This is a genomic window from Acinetobacter portensis (assembly GCF_009372215.1).
GTDB classification, from domain to species: Bacteria; Pseudomonadota; Gammaproteobacteria; order Pseudomonadales; family Moraxellaceae; genus Acinetobacter; species Acinetobacter portensis.
The window spans coordinates 38235-54536 of the sequence record NZ_LWRV01000082.1; the positions used below are offsets into that span (position 1 = coordinate 38235).

Consider the following 16302-nt stretch of genomic DNA (forward strand, 5'->3'; position numbering starts at 1 on the left):
TCATCAAACTGTCACACATTCTATCTATGCTCAATAAAAGTACATAAAGTATAGATAGGTGTGGAAATGACAACAATCGATACAGCCTTATTAAAACAACCAAACATCTTCGAAAAAAATCATTTCTACTTTAAAAAGAAAGAACGAGTTTCGATAACACATCCATTTTTAGAAGACTTGGTTCGCCCACGCTTAAGAATCGCAATAGTCACAGAAACTTGGCCACCTGAAATAAATGGAGTGGCATTATCACTTCTACAATTATGCAAAGGCTTACAAAAACAAGGTCATAAAATACTACTGATTAGACCAGAACAAAAAAAATCATGTGAAGAGTTTCAACCAAACCAAGAATGCTTGGTAAAAGCGCAAAGTATTCCAAAATATCCACATTTACAATTTGGTTGGCCACAACTCAATAAAGTATCGCAAGCCATCGAAAAATTTGCGCCAAACGTCGTTCATATTGTGACAGAAGGCCCTTTAGGCTTTACGGCATTACGTGTAGCAAAAGCCAAAAAACTTCCTATTTCAAGTGGCTTTCATTCATCATTTCACGATTTTAGTCGCTTTTTCGATTTGGCATTTTTACTTAAACCCATCCAACACTATCTTCGTTGGTTTCATAACAATACCAATGTCACATGCGTTCCAAGTGTAGATACAGAAAAAACATTAAGAGAATTTGGCGTGAAATGCCCATTGGTTGTTGTAGGAAGAGGTGTGGATACCATTCGCTTTTCACCTGAATTTAGATCTGCTGAACTACGTGCAAAATGGGGCGCAAGTGATGAAACCCGAGTGATGATTTCAGTCGGGCGTTTATCGCCTGAAAAAGAAACGGATGTTGCCATTTACGCATTTCAAAGCATGAAGAAAACAGAAAAATACCCATCTAAATTGGTCATTGTTGGAGATGGACCAGATCGACAAAGGCTTGAATCTGTCATTGATTATGAAGATGTAATCTTTACAGGTAGTTTGAGCGGAAAACAACTTTCGGAAGCCTATGCAAGCGCCGATGTTTTTATATTTCCAAGCCAAGTAGAAACATTCGGAAATGTTGTACTTGAAGCTATGGCTAGTGGATTACCTGTTATTGCCTACGATTATGCCTGTGCACACTTACATGTTTCACATGGCACAACGGGTTGGTTATCTGAATTGGGTAGGTCGGTCGACTTTTTTAAAAATGTGCAAAATTTACCGCAACGTTCAGAACTTGCCGAGATGGGTAAAGAAGCCAGAAAAATGGTGAAAAATATTGGTTGGAATCATCCTGTTCAGCAATTTGAGCAGGCTTTGTATGCAGTGGTTAAGGAGACGCAAATGACGTCCTAAATATTAAGCAAAAGCTTAAGGAGAAATATAATGAATTTTCAAACTGTAAAAATAAGAATGTTAGATCTCGACCTCAAAGGTTGCTTGTACTTAAATCAATTTTCACATGAAGAACGTGTAGCTACTTTTTTTAAAATCATTAGTAAACTAGGTGATGGTGCATTTTGGTATGTCATACTCGTTTCTGTGTGGGTGTTACAGGGTGTGCAATATACGCCACAGATACTTTACGTGGTTTTGGGTGGAGCGGTTGGAACGCTGATTTATAAAATTCTAAAAAGTAAAACAGTTCGACCACGACCTTATCAGGTGCATCAGGTAATTCGATTAGGTGAAAGACCGCTCGATCATTTTAGTTTTCCATCGGGTCATACCCTACATGCTGTTATGGCGACCATTATTTTTGGATATATTCAACCTATCTTACTTGTGCTTATGTTGCCGTTTACCGTATTGGTTGCAGTGTCTAGAATGATTTTAGGTTTGCATTATCCGAGTGATGTTGTGGTTGGTGCTGTTATTGGTGGTGCTGTTGCAAGTGGCATTGTTTTAAGTGCACCTTATTTTAATGTGATGATTTAACTTTAAAAACTCAATTCATGGCATTGAAGTGCGTTTGCAATTAAAATAAAGATGAGTGTGATGAAAGATTCACTGAATTTTCAAAAAATTTGATAAAATAAGAAATATTTGACGTTTTAGGAAATCCCATGGGTTTACGTTGGACAGATACAATGGATATCGCGATTGAGCTGTATGAAGCACATCCCGATGTCGATCCACAATGGATTCGCTTTACAGATTTACATGCTTGGGTATGTGCATTGCCACAATTTAGCGATGACCCAACAAAATCGACAGAAGGTTTGTTAGAGGCAATTCAAATGGCTTGGATTGACGAAGCAAACTGATTTTCACATTAAAAATCAAATTATTTACATATCAAAAGCGGAAAAAAGCGCATTATTCGGTATAATGCGCCAAAATTTCGTGTCTACATTGACTTAAGGAGCCTATCATGGCTATTGAACGTACATTATCTATCGTTAAACCAGATGCAGTTGCTAAAAACCACATTGGTGACATCTTTGCTCGTTTCGAGAAAGCTGGTCTTCAAATCGTTGCAACTAAAATGAAACATTTGACTCAAGCTGAAGCTGAAGGCTTCTACGCTGAGCACAAAGAACGTGGTTTCTTTGCTGACTTAGTTGCTTTCATGACTTCTGGTCCAGTTGTTGTTTCAGTTCTTGAAGGCGAAAACGCTGTTCTTGCTCACCGTGACATCCTTGGCGCGACTAACCCTAAAGAAGCTGCTGCTGGTACTATCCGTGCAGACTTCGCTGTAAGCATCGACGAAAACGCTGCTCACGGTTCTGACTCTGTAGCATCAGCTGATCGTGAAGTTAACTACTTCTTCGCTCAAACTGAGATTGCTCCACGTACTCGTTAATTCGCAGTATTCAAACCAGATAAGTGTTATTATACTTATCTGGTTTTTTTATTCTCTGAATAATGCTTTGCTCGCATATTGAGCTTCTCCCTTCATCTTTAGACATAGTTTAGGTAATACACATGAGTACTGAAGTAGTCGCTACATCAGCAATTTCTGATGCACAGCAACAATCTCCATCCGCTCCGACGCAGCAAAATACTGTTACGAAAGTGAACTTACTTGGCATGTCACGTCCGCAAATGGAAAAATTCTTCGAAGAAATTGGAGAGAAAAAATTCCGTGCAGGACAGGTGATGAAATGGATTCATCAATTTTTTGTAACTGATTTTGCAGAAATGACCAATATTTCTGGCAAGTTACGTGAAAAATTGGAAAAAATTAGCTTTATTGAAGCACCAGAAGTTGTTCATAAAAACTATTCTAAAGATGGCACTCGTAAATGGGTTTTCCGTGTAGGCGAAGGTGATGGTTCTTTAGTTGAAACCGTACTTATTCCTGCAGAGCATCGTAGTGGCTTACGTCGTACTTTATGTATTTCTTCACAAGTAGGCTGTGCGCTAGATTGCTCATTCTGTTCGACAGGTAAACAAGGTTTCCAACGTGACTTAAACCAAGCTGAAATTATTGGTCAGCTTTGGGTGGCTAACTATTCATATATGGAAGATGTGCCAGTTCTTGAGCGTGAGCGTTCGGTAACAAACGTAGTGATGATGGGAATGGGTGAACCACTTCTTAACTACGACGCCGTGCTTAATTCAATGCGTATTATGCTCGATGACTTTGCATATGGTATGTCAAAACGCCGTGTGACTTTATCGACTTCAGGTGTTGTGCCTAAAATCGATCAATTGGTGAAAGATATTGATGTCGCTTTGGCGATTTCATTGCATGCACCAAATGACGAGCTTCGTAATGAACTTGTACCGATTAATAAAAAATATCCACTTGAACAATTGATTGCTGCGTGTCAACGTTATATAACAAAAGACGGCAACGAAAGTTCACGTAAACATGTCACTATTGAATATGTTATGTTAGACGGTGTGAACGACAGTTTGGTTCACGCAGAACAAATGATTAAGTTGTTGAAAAATTTACCAAGCAAAATCAACTTGATTCCATTTAACCCGTTTCCACATGCACCATACGAACGTTCAAGTCGAAATAAAATTATTTCTTTCCAAAAAGCTTTGTCTGATGCAGGATTTGTGTGTACGATTCGTCAGACACGTGGTGATGATATTGATGCTGCATGTGGTCAATTGGTTGGTCAAGTTGCAGATCGTACTCGACGTGCAGAACAATGGAAAAAGAAAGTTGCAGCGCAAAATGAGATCATACGCTCGCAAGGATAATGAAATAGGGGAAGTCAATTGCGTAAGCCTAATCTAAAAATCTTAATCTCATCTTTAATGGTGAGTGTTACTTTTTTGGTTGTGGGTTGTCAGACGGTTTCTGATCGCAAGGTTGATCCTAAAAAAGCAGTTCAAGCGAGAACTCAATTGGCTGCTGAATATATTAAAACAGGTGATTTTGACGCAGCTAAACGTGAATTAGACCAAGCAATGGTACTAAATTCACGAGATGCGCTTGCAAATATGATGATGGGTGTGTTGTTACAGCGTGAAGGTAGTGCGCTCAATATACAAAAAGCTGAACGTTATTTTAAAACTGCGGTTTCTTCAGCGCCTAAAAATGCACAGGCTCGTAACAACTATGGTACTTATTTGTACCAAACAGAACGGTATAATGATGCTTTAACGCAATTTAATATTGCAGGCTCAACACTTGGTTATGATCAGCGTTATACTGCACTAGAAAGTGCGGGTAGGGTTTATTTAAAGCTTGGTGATGTAGCCAATGCCGAAAAAGCATTTAATCATGCCTTAAATGTTAACCGTAGCTCGTATTTCTCTATGGTTGAGCTAGCAGAAATTCATTATTTAAGACAAGATATTCCTGCTGCAACTAAACTTTATGATAATTCTGTTAGTTTGGTTGGGCAAAATAATCAAAATGCACGTGCGTTATGGGTAGGTATTCGACTTGCACGCGCAAATGATAATCCAATGCAAATGCAAGTTTTGGTTAATCAACTGAGAGCTTTATATCCAGATAGCCCTGAATATCAACGTTATTTGCAATTACAGTACAGTACTGAGGTCGTATGGAAGTAAATCCTAATTCACAGCAACCGACAGGTTTAAATGCCACACCAAATGCATTAGGAAATGTACAGCGTCCGGGTGAATACCTTCGTCAAATTCGTCTGAATCAAAAGAAAGAATTAGAAGATGTTGCAGCTGAACTTAAGATCTCAGTAAAGACTTTAACGGCTTTAGAAAAAGATGAATATACATCTTTACCTGAAGCAACGTTTATTAAAGGCTATTACCGTACTTATGCAAAATTTCTTAATGTTGATGCGACAGCAGTCATTCAACGTTTCGATGAAATATATACCAATGATACGGGTTTGCTTCCAAATCATGCCTTAAATAACTCTCCTATTAAATTTATGGGCAAATTGCCAGGTTCTAATAGTGAGCGTAATCGCAAGTGGTTAAAGCGTTTTGCTTTGCTTGTACTTGTTGTTGTCGTTATTTGGGGTGTTATTGCGGCTATTCAGAATTTTTCAAAATCAGATGAATCTGAAAAACCTGAAGTAACGACATCAGAGCAATCGGACGTTCAAGTATTAACAATGAATGACGCTGCTGTAGTGTCTGGCGATCAATTGGTATTGAAATTTAATCGTCCTACGTCAGTACACATTGTTGACTCAACAAGCAAAGTACTTGCTACAGGTCGTCAATCATCAGAATTAAAACTTCATGGTGAAACGCCATTCCAAATTCGCTTGGATGATGCATCTGCAGTATCTTTAAGTCTTAATAACGAAGATATTTCATTGTCTCCATACACAGTGAACGGTAAAGCAGAATTCCGTTTATCACGTTAATGGATCGAGAGTAGAGCGAAATCATGATTGTAAACCCAATTAAACGCCGTCCCACTCGTAAAATTCGAGTGGGTTCTGTGTATGTTGGTGGTGATGCGCCAATCAGCATCCAAAGTATGACCAACACAGAAACATGTGATGTCGATGCAACAGTTGCGCAAATTCAACGTTGTGTAGATGTTGGTGCCGATATTATGCGTGTATCTGTTCCATCAATGGAGGCAGCTGCTGCATTTGGTGAAATTCGTAAGCGTGTAAATGTACCTTTGGTTGCAGATATCCACTTCGATTATAAAATTGCACTTGCTGTTGCAGACTTGGGCGCAGATTGTCTGCGTATTAACCCTGGTAATATTGGTTCAGAAGCCAAAATTCGCGAAGTGGTTGCAGCTGCACGTCATAACGATATTTCAATGCGTATTGGTGTAAATGCAGGCTCATTGGAAAAAGATATTCAGAAAAAATATGGCGAACCGACAGGTGAAGCTTTGCTTGAATCGGCAATGCGCCATATCGATATTTTAGACCGTTTAGATTTTAAAGAATTTAAAGTTTCGGTAAAAGCATCGAATGTGTTTTTAACCATGGATGCTTATCGTTTATTGTCTGCGCAAATTGATAATCCGCTGCATTTGGGTGTAACCGAAGCAGGGGTATATCGTACAGGTTCAGTCAAATCGGCAATCGCATTAGGTGGTTTGTTGATGGACGGTATAGGCGATACCATGCGTATTTCCTTGGCTGCAGAACCTGAAGAAGAAATTAAAATTGGTTTTGATATTTTAAAGTCATTGGGTCTTCGTTCAAACGGCATTAATTTTATTGCATGTCCAAGTTGTTCACGCCAAGAGTTCAATGTTATTAAGGTCATGCAAGCGCTTGAAGAGCGTTTAGAAGATATTCGTACACCAATGGATGTTTCAGTGATTGGTTGTAAAGTGAATGGTCCAGGTGAAGCTAAAGAAGCTGATATTGGCGTAGTTGGTGCTGCACCACGTTCATTAGTTTATCGTAATGGTGAAAAAAGCCATTTAATCGATACCAATCAATTGGTTGACGAAATTGAAAATATGGTTCGTCAACGTGTTATCGAGCTTGAAGACGCTAAGTCGAAAGAGATTATTCGCACAAGTTTTTCTGAGTAGATCATGAGTTCAATTGTAGCAATTAAAGGTTTTAATGATATTCTCCCAACGCAAACACCTGCTTGGAGACGTTTAGAACAACATCTATCGGCATTGATGGATGCTTACGGTTATCAACAAATTCGTTTGCCCATTGTTGAGCAAACAAATTTGTTCAAGCGTTCAATTGGTGATGCGACAGATATCGTAGAAAAAGAAATGTACACCTTTTTTGATAAAGGTAATCCGCCAGAATCTTTGACTTTACGTCCTGAAGGCACTGCGGGTTGTGTACGTGCAATGCTTGAGCATAATTTGCTTCGTGGTGCTACGCCACGTGTGTGGTATGTGGGACCAATGTTCCGCTATGAAAAACCACAAAAAGGTCGTTATCGTCAATTCCACCAATTTGGTGTGGAAACTTTTGGTGTTGCAACGCCAGATCAAGATGCTGAACTTATTTTAATGACTGCACGTTTATGGAAACGTATGGGTGTTGCAGATAAAGTTCAACTTGAATTAAATACTTTGGGTGAGTCTGACGAACGTGCAGCATATCGTGCGGCTTTGGTTGAATTTTTAGAAGTTCATAAAGCAAATTTAGACGAAGATTCACAACGTCGTTTAACTACAAACCCATTGCGTATCCTTGATTCTAAAGATGCTAAAACTCAAGCAATTTTAGAAAATGCGCCAAAACTTCACGACTTTATGGGTGAAGAAACATTGGCACATTTTAATCAATTGCAACAGTATTTAACGGATGCTGGTGTGAGCTTTGTGATTAATCAAAAACTCGTTCGTGGTTTAGATTATTACAACAAAACTGTATTTGAATGGACAACGACACATTTGGGTTCTCAAGGAACTGTATGTGCCGGTGGTCGTTACGATGGTTTGGTTGGTCAGCTGAAAGGTAAAGCGGATCAAACTGTTCCTGCTGTTGGTTTTGCAATGGGTATGGAGCGTTTATTACTTCTTCTTGAACAAGTTGAAGACAATACGCCAGTACGTGATTGTGAAGTGTTCTTATTGGCAGATCCTGCATCTCAAGGTAAAGCACTTGTACTTGCAGAGCAAATTCGTAACCAATTAGAAGATGCAGCAAGTTCTATTCGTTTCAAGGTGGGTTCACAAGGTTCAATGAAGAGCCAAATGAAAAAAGCCGATCAGTCTGGTGCTATTTTCGCGTTGATTTTAGGTGAACGTGAATGGGATGCTCAGAAAATTAACGTGAAAGAGTTAGCAACAGCAGAACAAACTGAAGTTGCAATTAATGAAATCGTCCCTTTCATTATTGAAAAACTTTCTTCAAAATAAGCCAAAAAATACGAGGAATAAGGTAATCACATGAGCGCATTAAGTGAAGAAGAACAACTTGATAGTTTAAAATCTTTTACTAAGAAGTATGGTTCTGCCATGATTAGTGGGGTTTTAATTGCGTTGATTGCCTTTTTCGGGTGGCAATGGTGGCAAAAAAAGACTTTGGCTGAAAATCAAATGAATACAGCCAAAGTTCAACAACTTATGGATGATGCTGCAAATGCAGAATCAAATCCAAATGCATATAATGATTTAGTCGCGACTGCTGACAAAATTGTGAAAGAAGCTCCAGATTCAGCTCAAGCGATTCAAGTTCAATTGCTTATGGCTAAACTTGCATATGATAAATCTGATTATGCTGGCGCTGAAAAAGCATTAAAGAAAGTTGAAAACTCAAAAGTTAAAGACGAAGGCTTAGTTTCAATTTTGAAACTTCGTTTGGGTTATGCTCAACTTGCACAAAATAAATATGATGAAGCAATTAAAACATTTAATTTAGTCACAGAGCCATCATTCAAAGCGGTTGTAGATGAAGCTCGTGGCGATGTATATGTTGCTAAAAAAGATATTGAAAATGCAAAAAAATCGTACCAAAGTGCATGGAATGAATTATTAGAACATAAACAAGATCGTCAAATTTTACAAATTAAACTCGAAAGCGTTGGCGTTTTAGTAGAAGATGCAGATGTAGAACGCCCAATATTAGACACTCAAGTGGATGAGACTTCATGAGCAGAAATAATAAAATACCTTTAGTACTGACAGTTTTAGCACTTGCATTGGCTGGATGTTCTGGCAATAAAGTAAAAGTTGAAGAGGTGAAACCAAATCCTCTTCCAAAAATTACACAAACCACAAGCCTTGTTCCTGTATTTTCACAAAGTGTTTCTGCAACATCAGCAAAAGATCCATTGCGTTTGCAACTTGATGCTTCAGATGGCGTTATTTTTGCGGTAGATCCAAAAGGTAGTGTAACTGCATATCGTGGTAAGCAAAAAGTTTGGCAAAAACAAGTAACGAAACAAGGTCTAAGCTCAGGTGTTGAAGCATCCGATGGTCTTGTTATTGTTGGTAGTGAAAAAGGTCAACTCTTTGCTTTAGATCAAGCAACGGGTGAGCAAAAATGGACAGCACAATTATCGAGTGCCATTTTAGCACCATCTTTAATTATTTCTGATCGTGTTGTTACTATTACAAATGACGGCACTGTATATGCACATAGCACAGTGACAGGTCAGCAATTATGGACTTATGACCTACCAAGCGTTCAATTTAGTTTGCGTGGTATGGCATCGCCTGTTGCAATCGACCCAAGAACGGTTCTAATTGCATCTTCAAATGCATATGTTTATGCACTTGATGTGTTAACGGGCACACCACGTATGCAACGTCGAGTTGCTGTAAGTGATGGTCGTTCAGATGTGCAAAAATTAAATGACGTTGATGGCGATCCTGTTGTAGCGGGTCAATTTGTTGTAACGACAAGCTATCAAGGTCAAGTAACAGTTTTAGATTTGGCTTCACAACAAGTGGTGTGGAGTGAAGATTCAAGCAGTACTAAACGCCCTGAAGTGGTAGGGAATGGCGTATTTGTTGCCTCTACAGATGGTAAGCTGACTGCGTACGAAATTACAACAGGTCATAAATTGTGGGAAAATGATAGTTTACTTAACCGTAAATTGAGTAATCCTGTAATTCTTGGCACACAATTGGTTGTAGGCGACTTAGATGGTTATTTACACATTGTAGATCCACAATCTGGTCAGCTTATTGGTCGCTCAAAAACAAGTGGTGAAGTACGTTCATTGCGTGTAATTGATAACCAACTTTATGCATCAACTCAAAAGGGTGCGTTGACAGTTTGGCAGAATCGTTAATTTTTTCTTCGCTTATGTTAAACTAAGCGAATATCCGTATTTTTTAACGCGGGGTGATTGAAAATTCAATGCCCCGTGTTTTTATTTAGATTATTCATCTATTTTTTCTTCCAAGTTTCTGATGTTCAGGCCACTCAAACTGGCTGATCTTGTTTTAAAGGTTAATCTATGAAACCCGTAATTGCGCTCATTGGTCGTCCGAACGTCGGAAAATCAACACTGTTCAATCAGATAACCAAGAGCCGTGACGCATTGGTTGCTGACTTTGCTGGTCTTACTCGAGACCGTAAGTATGGCGATGCTGTGTTCCAAAATAAATCGTTCATTGTTGTTGATACTGGGGGTATTGGCGAAAATGAAGGCGGTATCGACTCATATATGGCAGAACAGTCAAAAACTGCCATCAATGAAGCAGATATTATTGTATTTGTTGTTGATGCACGCGCAGGCTTACTTGCTTCAGATGAGCAAATTGCTCGTGAACTTCGTACTCTTGGTAAAAAAGTTTATCTTGTTGCCAATAAAGTCGATGGCGTACACGCTGAAGCCGCACTTGTAGAATTCTACAAGTTAGGTATGGGCGAACCAATGCAAGTGGCAGCAAGCCACGGTCGTGGTGTACAGCAAATGCTTGAAGATGTACTTTCAGAAGTACCTGAAGATGAAGATGCTGCAGAGCATGACAAAGCAACAGGTCTACGTCTAGCGATCATTGGTCGTCCAAACGTGGGTAAATCTACACTTGTTAACCGTTTATTGGGCGAAGAACGCGTTGTTGCGTTTGACCAACCAGGTACTACACGTGACTCGATTTATATTCCATTTGAACGTGATGGTCGTAAATACACGCTAATTGACACTGCAGGTGTACGTCGTAAAGGTAAAGTAGATGAAATGATTGAGAAATTCTCAATCGTGAAAACGCTACAAGCAATTAAAGATGCACATGTTATTGTTGTTGTTCTTGATGCACGTGAAGGTGTGGTAGAGCAAGATTTACATTTAATTGGCTATGCATTAGAAGCGGGTCGTGCCATGGTTATCGCCATTAATAAATGGGATAACATGAGTGAGTACGATCGTAAGCAATGTAAGCTTGATGTAGATCGTCGTTTTGACTTTATTCCTTGGGCAAAAGTACACTTGATTTCTGCGTTGCATGGTACGGGTGTTGGTGAGATGTATCCATCAATTCATCGTGCATTCGATTCTTCGCATTTGAAAGTATCTCCAGCGAAAATCACTCAAATTTTAAGTGATGCTGTTGAAGCACATGCACCACCAATGGTACAAGGTCGTCGTATTAAAATGCGTTATGCGCATATGGGCGGACAAAACCCACCAACGATTGTTGTACATGGTAATAAAGTAGATAAAACTCCTGCGGATTACCGTCGTTACCTAGAGAATGTATTCCGTCGTGTTTACAAACTTGAAGGTTCACCCGTACGTATTGAATTTAAAACATCTGAAAATCCATTTGAAGGTCGTAAGACAGTTATGGATGAACGTATTGCAGCGCGTAAGCGTCGTTATGTTCAGAAATTTAAGAAAGCAGAAAAGAAATATAAAAACTAAGATTTATATTTCTTTGATGTAAAAAAGCCCACTTATGTGGGCTTTTTTATTTTAGCGATTATAGGAGTGCTTTTCTAAATACATATTAGAAAGATGATTAATAAAATAAGGTGTTAAGTCTGAAAGTTTAAATGGGAACTTAGATTTAAATTCTATTTCTTTATGTGTTGGTGCGAAAATAAAATCCATTACCTACAACGATAATTTTTTTGTGCAAGATCTTATAATCCATTAAGTGAATTTATATTTTGGATGGTTCTGATTTCTTATGTTCACTAAGTTGATTTACACGTTATTGTGATTTTTTCAAAATTAAAATCATGAATACAAACTTGATAGCCTTGCTTGTAGAATGGTATCGCAACAGCGGCATGAGTCCCTTATGCTACATCGCTAATGAATATACTTACTGTTCATTTACTTCGTCTTGTATTGCTTTAATTATTCGAATTTTCATTTAATTTGAGCAGAACAAAAGTTGCAAAACCGTATAGCAAGAGTGTTTTTATGGAACAGTTATTAAAAATCATGCAACAGTTACGTGCTGAATGTCCTTGGGATCAAGCACAAACGCCTGAAACACTTACGAAATATGCAATTGAAGAAGCTTATGAGGTCGAGGCTGCTGTACGTTCAGGTTGTGCTAACGATGTGAAAGAAGAATTGGGCGATTTATTACTTCAAGTGGTTTTCCAATCTCAAATGTATAGTGAGCAGGGGTTATTCAATTTTAATGATGTGGTTGAAGCAATCAGTGAAAAGTTAATTCGCAGACATCCACACGTTTTTCGTGCAGACGAATTTTCTAAACTCAATGCAGATGAAGTATCAGAGCTTTGGCAAAAAATTAAGAAAGATGAAAAGAAAGATAAAGCTAAGCATCGTTTAGATCAGTTAAAACATGGCCCAGCATTACAACAAGCACATGAAATTCAAAAGAATGCAGCGCAAATTGGTTTCGATTTTCCACATGTAAAAGGTGCTTATGAAAAACTTGAAGAAGAATTAGAAGAGTTTAAACAGGCAATGGCAGCCAATAATTCCGACGAAATACTCGATGAATTTGGTGATTGTTTATTTTCATTAATCAATGTTGGACGTAAACTGAATGTTTCGAGTGAAATGGCGTTATTAAGCACTATTCACAAATTTAGATCTCGTTTTGCTTTTATCGAAGATCAGGCTGTTATTCAAAATAAGAATGTAGAAGAAATGTCTTTAGAAGAAATGGATGAACTTTGGGAGCAAGCGAAAAATTATTTAAAACATCAGGTTAATCATGACAATAAAAAAATTGAGTAAGATTTTACATCTTATATTTGTCACTTTTGTTTTCGGTTCAATTTCAACTTTAAGTATGGCGCAAAATACATATGAGAAAAAATATACGCAATGGAAAGAGGCGCAACAACAGCAAGATCAACGCTTAAAAAATAAGGTAGAAGCAAGTTCAAACCATTATTTATCAAAGCCGAGCTTATCGAAACCTAGTTCATCTGCTACAAATGTTTCAAGTGGTGGTTCTAAAATTCGATTAAATTCTGCAAGTATTGAACAGCTTATGCAATTAAATGGTGTTGGGCAGAAAAAAGCAGAGGCAATTGTGGAATATCGCAATCAAAATGGAAAATTCAATTCTGTGGAAGATTTCATGAAAATTAAGGGCGTTGGCCCTGCATTATTCAATAAAAACAAAGATAAATTAGCTTTGTAGATATACTGAAAATGGTTTTTTGCGCTAGATGGTTCATCAAGAAGTGGATAATCAAATTGCCCTTTGATTGTGTAAGATATATCATTAGCGACATCTTATATATTTTACGTTCAGACGTAGGAGACAGCGTCTTTTGCAAACTTTGCGCGCGTCAAAATGTGGTTTATCAACCGCTCAATTACCTTCTTACATTTTAGATGTTATTGATGCTTTAACAAAAGCAGGTTATGAAGCCTATATCGTAGGTGGTGGTGTTCGTGACTTAATGTTGGGTCTAAATCCTAAGGATTATGATGCCGTTACGAATGCGACCCCCTCACAAATCAAAGATGTTTTTGGTCGTCGTTGCCGTATTATTGGGCGACGCTTTGAACTTGCTCATGTATATTCTGGTCGCGAATTGGTTGAAGTTGCTACTTTTCGTGCCCCACCAAAGAAAGAAGTGACCTCTGCCGCAGGCATGATTTTACGAGATAATAATTGGGGAACAATCGAAGAGGATTTTGCTCGTCGCGATTTTTCAATTAATGCGATGTATTATCAGCCACGAAAAGGCATTGTTCTCGATTTTTGTAATGCTGTAGATGATATTAAAAACAAAACTCTTCGTTTATTGGGTGATCCAAAAACTCGCTTTGAAGAAGATCCTGTACGTATGTTACGTACATTGCGTTTTGCAGCCAAATTAAACTTCAGTATTGCAGATGAAATTTTAGACGTTTTCACGCCTGAGTTAACGAACTTATTGCGTGATGTGTCTCCACATCGTTTATATGATGAATCGCAAAAATTATTCACGATGGGGCACTTAAATCGTGTGCTTCCAATGTTGATTGATTTTGGCATTTGGCCACAACTGTTTGCCGAGATTCAACCCAAAGTAAATACTTTTATAGAACGTGCTGCAAAAAATACAGATCAACGTATTTCTATGGGTAAAACCATCAATCCTGCATTTTTCTATGCTGTGTTGTTGTGGGAACTATTCTTAAAGCGTAGCGAAGTGTATTTAGCAAAAGGCATAACACCTGCTGAAGCACGTGCACAAGCTGGTTTAGATGTGCTTAAACGTCAAGGCACACGTACCATTATTCCTCGTTTTGCGGAAACGTTTATTCGTGAAGTTTGGGAAATGCAAACACGTTTGTTGAATCCCAAACCACAACAAATTGCAGCTTTATCTAATCATGCGCGTTTCCGTGCAGGTTTTGACTTTTTGTTATTGCGTGAAAAATCAGGTGATACTGAAACTCAAGGCATGGGCATGTGGTGGGATAACTATCAAAACATGACGTCTGACGAAAAAGAACGTGCGATTAGTCAATATAATCGTCAACGTGCAAAAAGTCGTCGTAAGGCTGTTGTTCAAGAAGATGTTGTTGATACACGTTCAAATTCCCAAGATGAAATTGAACCTTTAGTGAATGAGCCTGAAACACGTAGCCGTCGTACACGTAAGTCAAAACAACACCAAGAAAACAGAACGCCTGTTGCTTCAACTGTGAATGGTGAAATTGGTGCAGATCATCCAATTATGAAACGTCGTCGTGTGAAACGTGATTTAACCCAAGTTGTATTTGGACCAACTCAATGAGTGTAGTGGCTTATATTGGTTTGGGTAGCAATTTAGGCGATTCTCGTCAAATTTTGATTGAAGCTGTTCAAAATCTTGCAACTTTGGGAAAAGTGACGACATCTAAATTGTATGAAAGCCCGCCAATGGGGCCACAAGATCAGCCAAACTATTTAAATGCAGTTGCACGTTTAGAAACGCATTTAGAACCTTTGGTTTTATTAGATGAATTACAACGCTTTGAAAATGAATCTGGTCGTGTACGTTTACGTCGTTGGGGCGAGCGCACACTCGATTTAGATTTGCTTATTTATGGTCAAGAGAATATTCAAAATGAACGTTTAACTGTGCCACATGTTGGCATCCTCGAACGTGATTTTGTAGTAATACCATTGTTAGATTTAGATGCAGAAATGCAACTAAAGGGACATGTGTTAAAAAATCTGTCTATTTTAGAACATCCTACTGTCACAGTCTTAGATGACGGAGATTGGGCAGGTTTATAATTTAAAACATGTTCTATGCATTTTTTAGAGGAACATCTTCATGATTAGTCTCAGCGATTTAAAAAAATTTAAAGCCGATGGACGTAAATTTTCTTGCCTCACTTGCTATGATGCAAGCATGGGAAAAGCGATGGAAGTTGCTGAAATTGACAGCATTTTAATTGGCGATTCTTTGGGGATGACCATTCAAGGACGTGATTCAACACTTCCTGTGACCATTGAAGATATGGCATATCACACCGCTGCTGTACGTCGTGGTAATAATCATTCGTTTATTATGACTGATTTGCCGTTTATGACTTATGCAACCTTAAATGATGCATTGCTAAGTGCAAAGACTGTAATGCAGGCTGGCGCGCAAATGGTGAAGCTAGAGGGTGGTGAATGGTTGAGTGAAACGGTTCAAGTTCTAACGCGTAATGGTATTCCTGTTTGTGTGCATTTAGGTTTAACACCGCAATCTGTACATGTATTGGGTGGTTATAAACTACAAGCACGTACACGTGAAGCAGCAGATAAACTCATTGCCGATTGTCGCGCGGTGGTTGAAGCTGGCGCAGCATTATTATTACTTGAATGTGTTCCTGCACAATTAGGCAAAGAAATTACTGAACTGTTCCCAGATGTTCCTGTTATAGGCATTGGGGCAGGTCATGAAACCGATGGGCAGGTTCTAGTTGTACAAGACATGTTAGGTTTAACTTTCGGTCGTGTTGCTAAATTTGTTCGTAATTTTATGAAAGAGCAATCAGGGGAAAATGCAATTCTTGATGCGTTCAAAGCGTATCATGTTGCGGTAAAAGAAGGTTCTTTCCCAGCACCTGAGCAAACTTTCCAAGTAGAGCTGTAAA

General features: G+C 38.5%; 17 protein-coding genes. All 17 read left to right on the forward strand.

Annotated elements, in window-relative coordinates; all coding sequences use genetic code 11:
- Positions 1–66 precede the first annotated feature (66 nt).
- The 17 genes from A6M14_RS09970 to panB all read left to right on the forward strand — a co-directional run bounded on the left by A6M14_RS09970 (position 67) and on the right by panB (position 16301).
- Positions 67–1341, forward strand: a complete 1275-nt coding sequence (locus A6M14_RS09970; protein ID WP_152874793.1) for a glycosyltransferase family 4 protein — start codon at positions 67–69, stop codon at positions 1339–1341.
- A gap of 30 nt (positions 1342–1371) precedes the next feature.
- Positions 1372–1923 (forward strand): phosphatase PAP2 family protein, encoded by a 552-nt coding sequence (locus A6M14_RS09975; protein WP_152874794.1) that lies wholly within the window; start codon positions 1372–1374, stop codon positions 1921–1923.
- A gap of 128 nt (positions 1924–2051) precedes the next feature.
- The gene (iscX, locus tag A6M14_RS09980; protein ID WP_152874795.1) at positions 2052–2252 is read left to right on the forward strand and encodes a Fe-S cluster assembly protein IscX; all 201 of its coding nucleotides are present in this window, start codon (positions 2052–2054) and stop codon (positions 2250–2252) included.
- A gap of 107 nt (positions 2253–2359) precedes the next feature.
- Entirely contained in the window at positions 2360–2791 is a 432-nt protein-coding gene (gene ndk, locus A6M14_RS09985; protein ID WP_120401584.1) for a nucleoside-diphosphate kinase, read from the forward strand.
- Between the two features lie 122 nt (positions 2792–2913).
- Positions 2914–4149 (forward strand): dual-specificity RNA methyltransferase RlmN, encoded by a 1236-nt coding sequence (rlmN, locus tag A6M14_RS09990; RefSeq protein WP_152874796.1) that lies wholly within the window; start codon positions 2914–2916, stop codon positions 4147–4149.
- An 18-nt stretch (positions 4150–4167) separates the two neighbouring features.
- Positions 4168–4971: a type IV pilus biogenesis/stability protein PilW gene (pilW, locus tag A6M14_RS09995; protein ID WP_187349135.1), complete on the forward strand. Its 804-nt coding sequence runs from the start codon at positions 4168–4170 to the stop codon at positions 4969–4971.
- Positions 4962–5756, forward strand: a complete 795-nt coding sequence (locus tag A6M14_RS10000) for a helix-turn-helix domain-containing protein (protein ID WP_152874797.1) — start codon at positions 4962–4964, stop codon at positions 5754–5756. The genes pilW and A6M14_RS10000 overlap by 10 nt, the downstream gene beginning before the upstream one ends.
- Before the next feature lie 23 nt (positions 5757–5779).
- A complete protein-coding gene (ispG, locus tag A6M14_RS10005) occupies positions 5780–6901 on the forward strand; it encodes a flavodoxin-dependent (E)-4-hydroxy-3-methylbut-2-enyl-diphosphate synthase (protein ID WP_152874798.1) in 1122 nt (373 codons plus the stop codon).
- Positions 6902–6904: 3 nt separating this feature from the next.
- Positions 6905–8200, forward strand: a complete 1296-nt coding sequence (hisS, locus tag A6M14_RS10010; RefSeq protein WP_152874799.1) for a histidine--tRNA ligase — start codon at positions 6905–6907, stop codon at positions 8198–8200.
- Between the two features lie 30 nt (positions 8201–8230).
- Positions 8231–8935, forward strand: coding sequence for a YfgM family protein (locus tag A6M14_RS10015; RefSeq protein ID WP_152874800.1), 705 nt, complete (start codon positions 8231–8233; stop codon positions 8933–8935).
- Positions 8932–10080, forward strand: coding sequence for an outer membrane protein assembly factor BamB (bamB, locus tag A6M14_RS10020; RefSeq protein ID WP_152874801.1), 1149 nt, complete (start codon positions 8932–8934; stop codon positions 10078–10080). Before A6M14_RS10015 ends, bamB begins: the two co-directional genes overlap by 4 nt.
- Positions 10081–10248: 168 nt before the next feature.
- The gene (gene der, locus A6M14_RS10025; protein WP_152874802.1) at positions 10249–11658 is read left to right on the forward strand and encodes a ribosome biogenesis GTPase Der; all 1410 of its coding nucleotides are present in this window, start codon (positions 10249–10251) and stop codon (positions 11656–11658) included.
- A 507-nt stretch (positions 11659–12165) separates the two neighbouring features.
- Positions 12166–12960 carry a nucleoside triphosphate pyrophosphohydrolase gene (gene mazG, locus A6M14_RS10030; RefSeq protein ID WP_152874803.1) on the forward strand — a complete coding sequence of 265 codons (795 nt, stop codon included), beginning with the start codon at positions 12166–12168 and terminating at the stop codon, positions 12958–12960.
- On the forward strand, positions 12938–13372 hold the full coding sequence (locus A6M14_RS10035; RefSeq protein ID WP_152874804.1) for a ComEA family DNA-binding protein: 435 nt from the start codon (positions 12938–12940) through the stop codon (positions 13370–13372). The genes mazG and A6M14_RS10035 overlap by 23 nt, the downstream gene beginning before the upstream one ends.
- A 133-nt stretch (positions 13373–13505) precedes the next feature.
- A complete protein-coding gene (pcnB, locus tag A6M14_RS10040) occupies positions 13506–14966 on the forward strand; it encodes a polynucleotide adenylyltransferase PcnB (RefSeq protein ID WP_152874805.1) in 1461 nt (486 codons plus the stop codon).
- Positions 14963–15451 (forward strand): 2-amino-4-hydroxy-6-hydroxymethyldihydropteridine diphosphokinase, encoded by a 489-nt coding sequence (gene folK / locus A6M14_RS10045; RefSeq protein ID WP_152874806.1) that lies wholly within the window; start codon positions 14963–14965, stop codon positions 15449–15451. Before pcnB ends, folK begins: the two co-directional genes overlap by 4 nt.
- Positions 15452–15491: 40 nt before the next feature.
- Positions 15492–16301, forward strand: a complete 810-nt coding sequence (panB, locus tag A6M14_RS10050; protein ID WP_152874807.1) for a 3-methyl-2-oxobutanoate hydroxymethyltransferase — start codon at positions 15492–15494, stop codon at positions 16299–16301.
- Position 16302 lies beyond the last annotated feature (1 nt).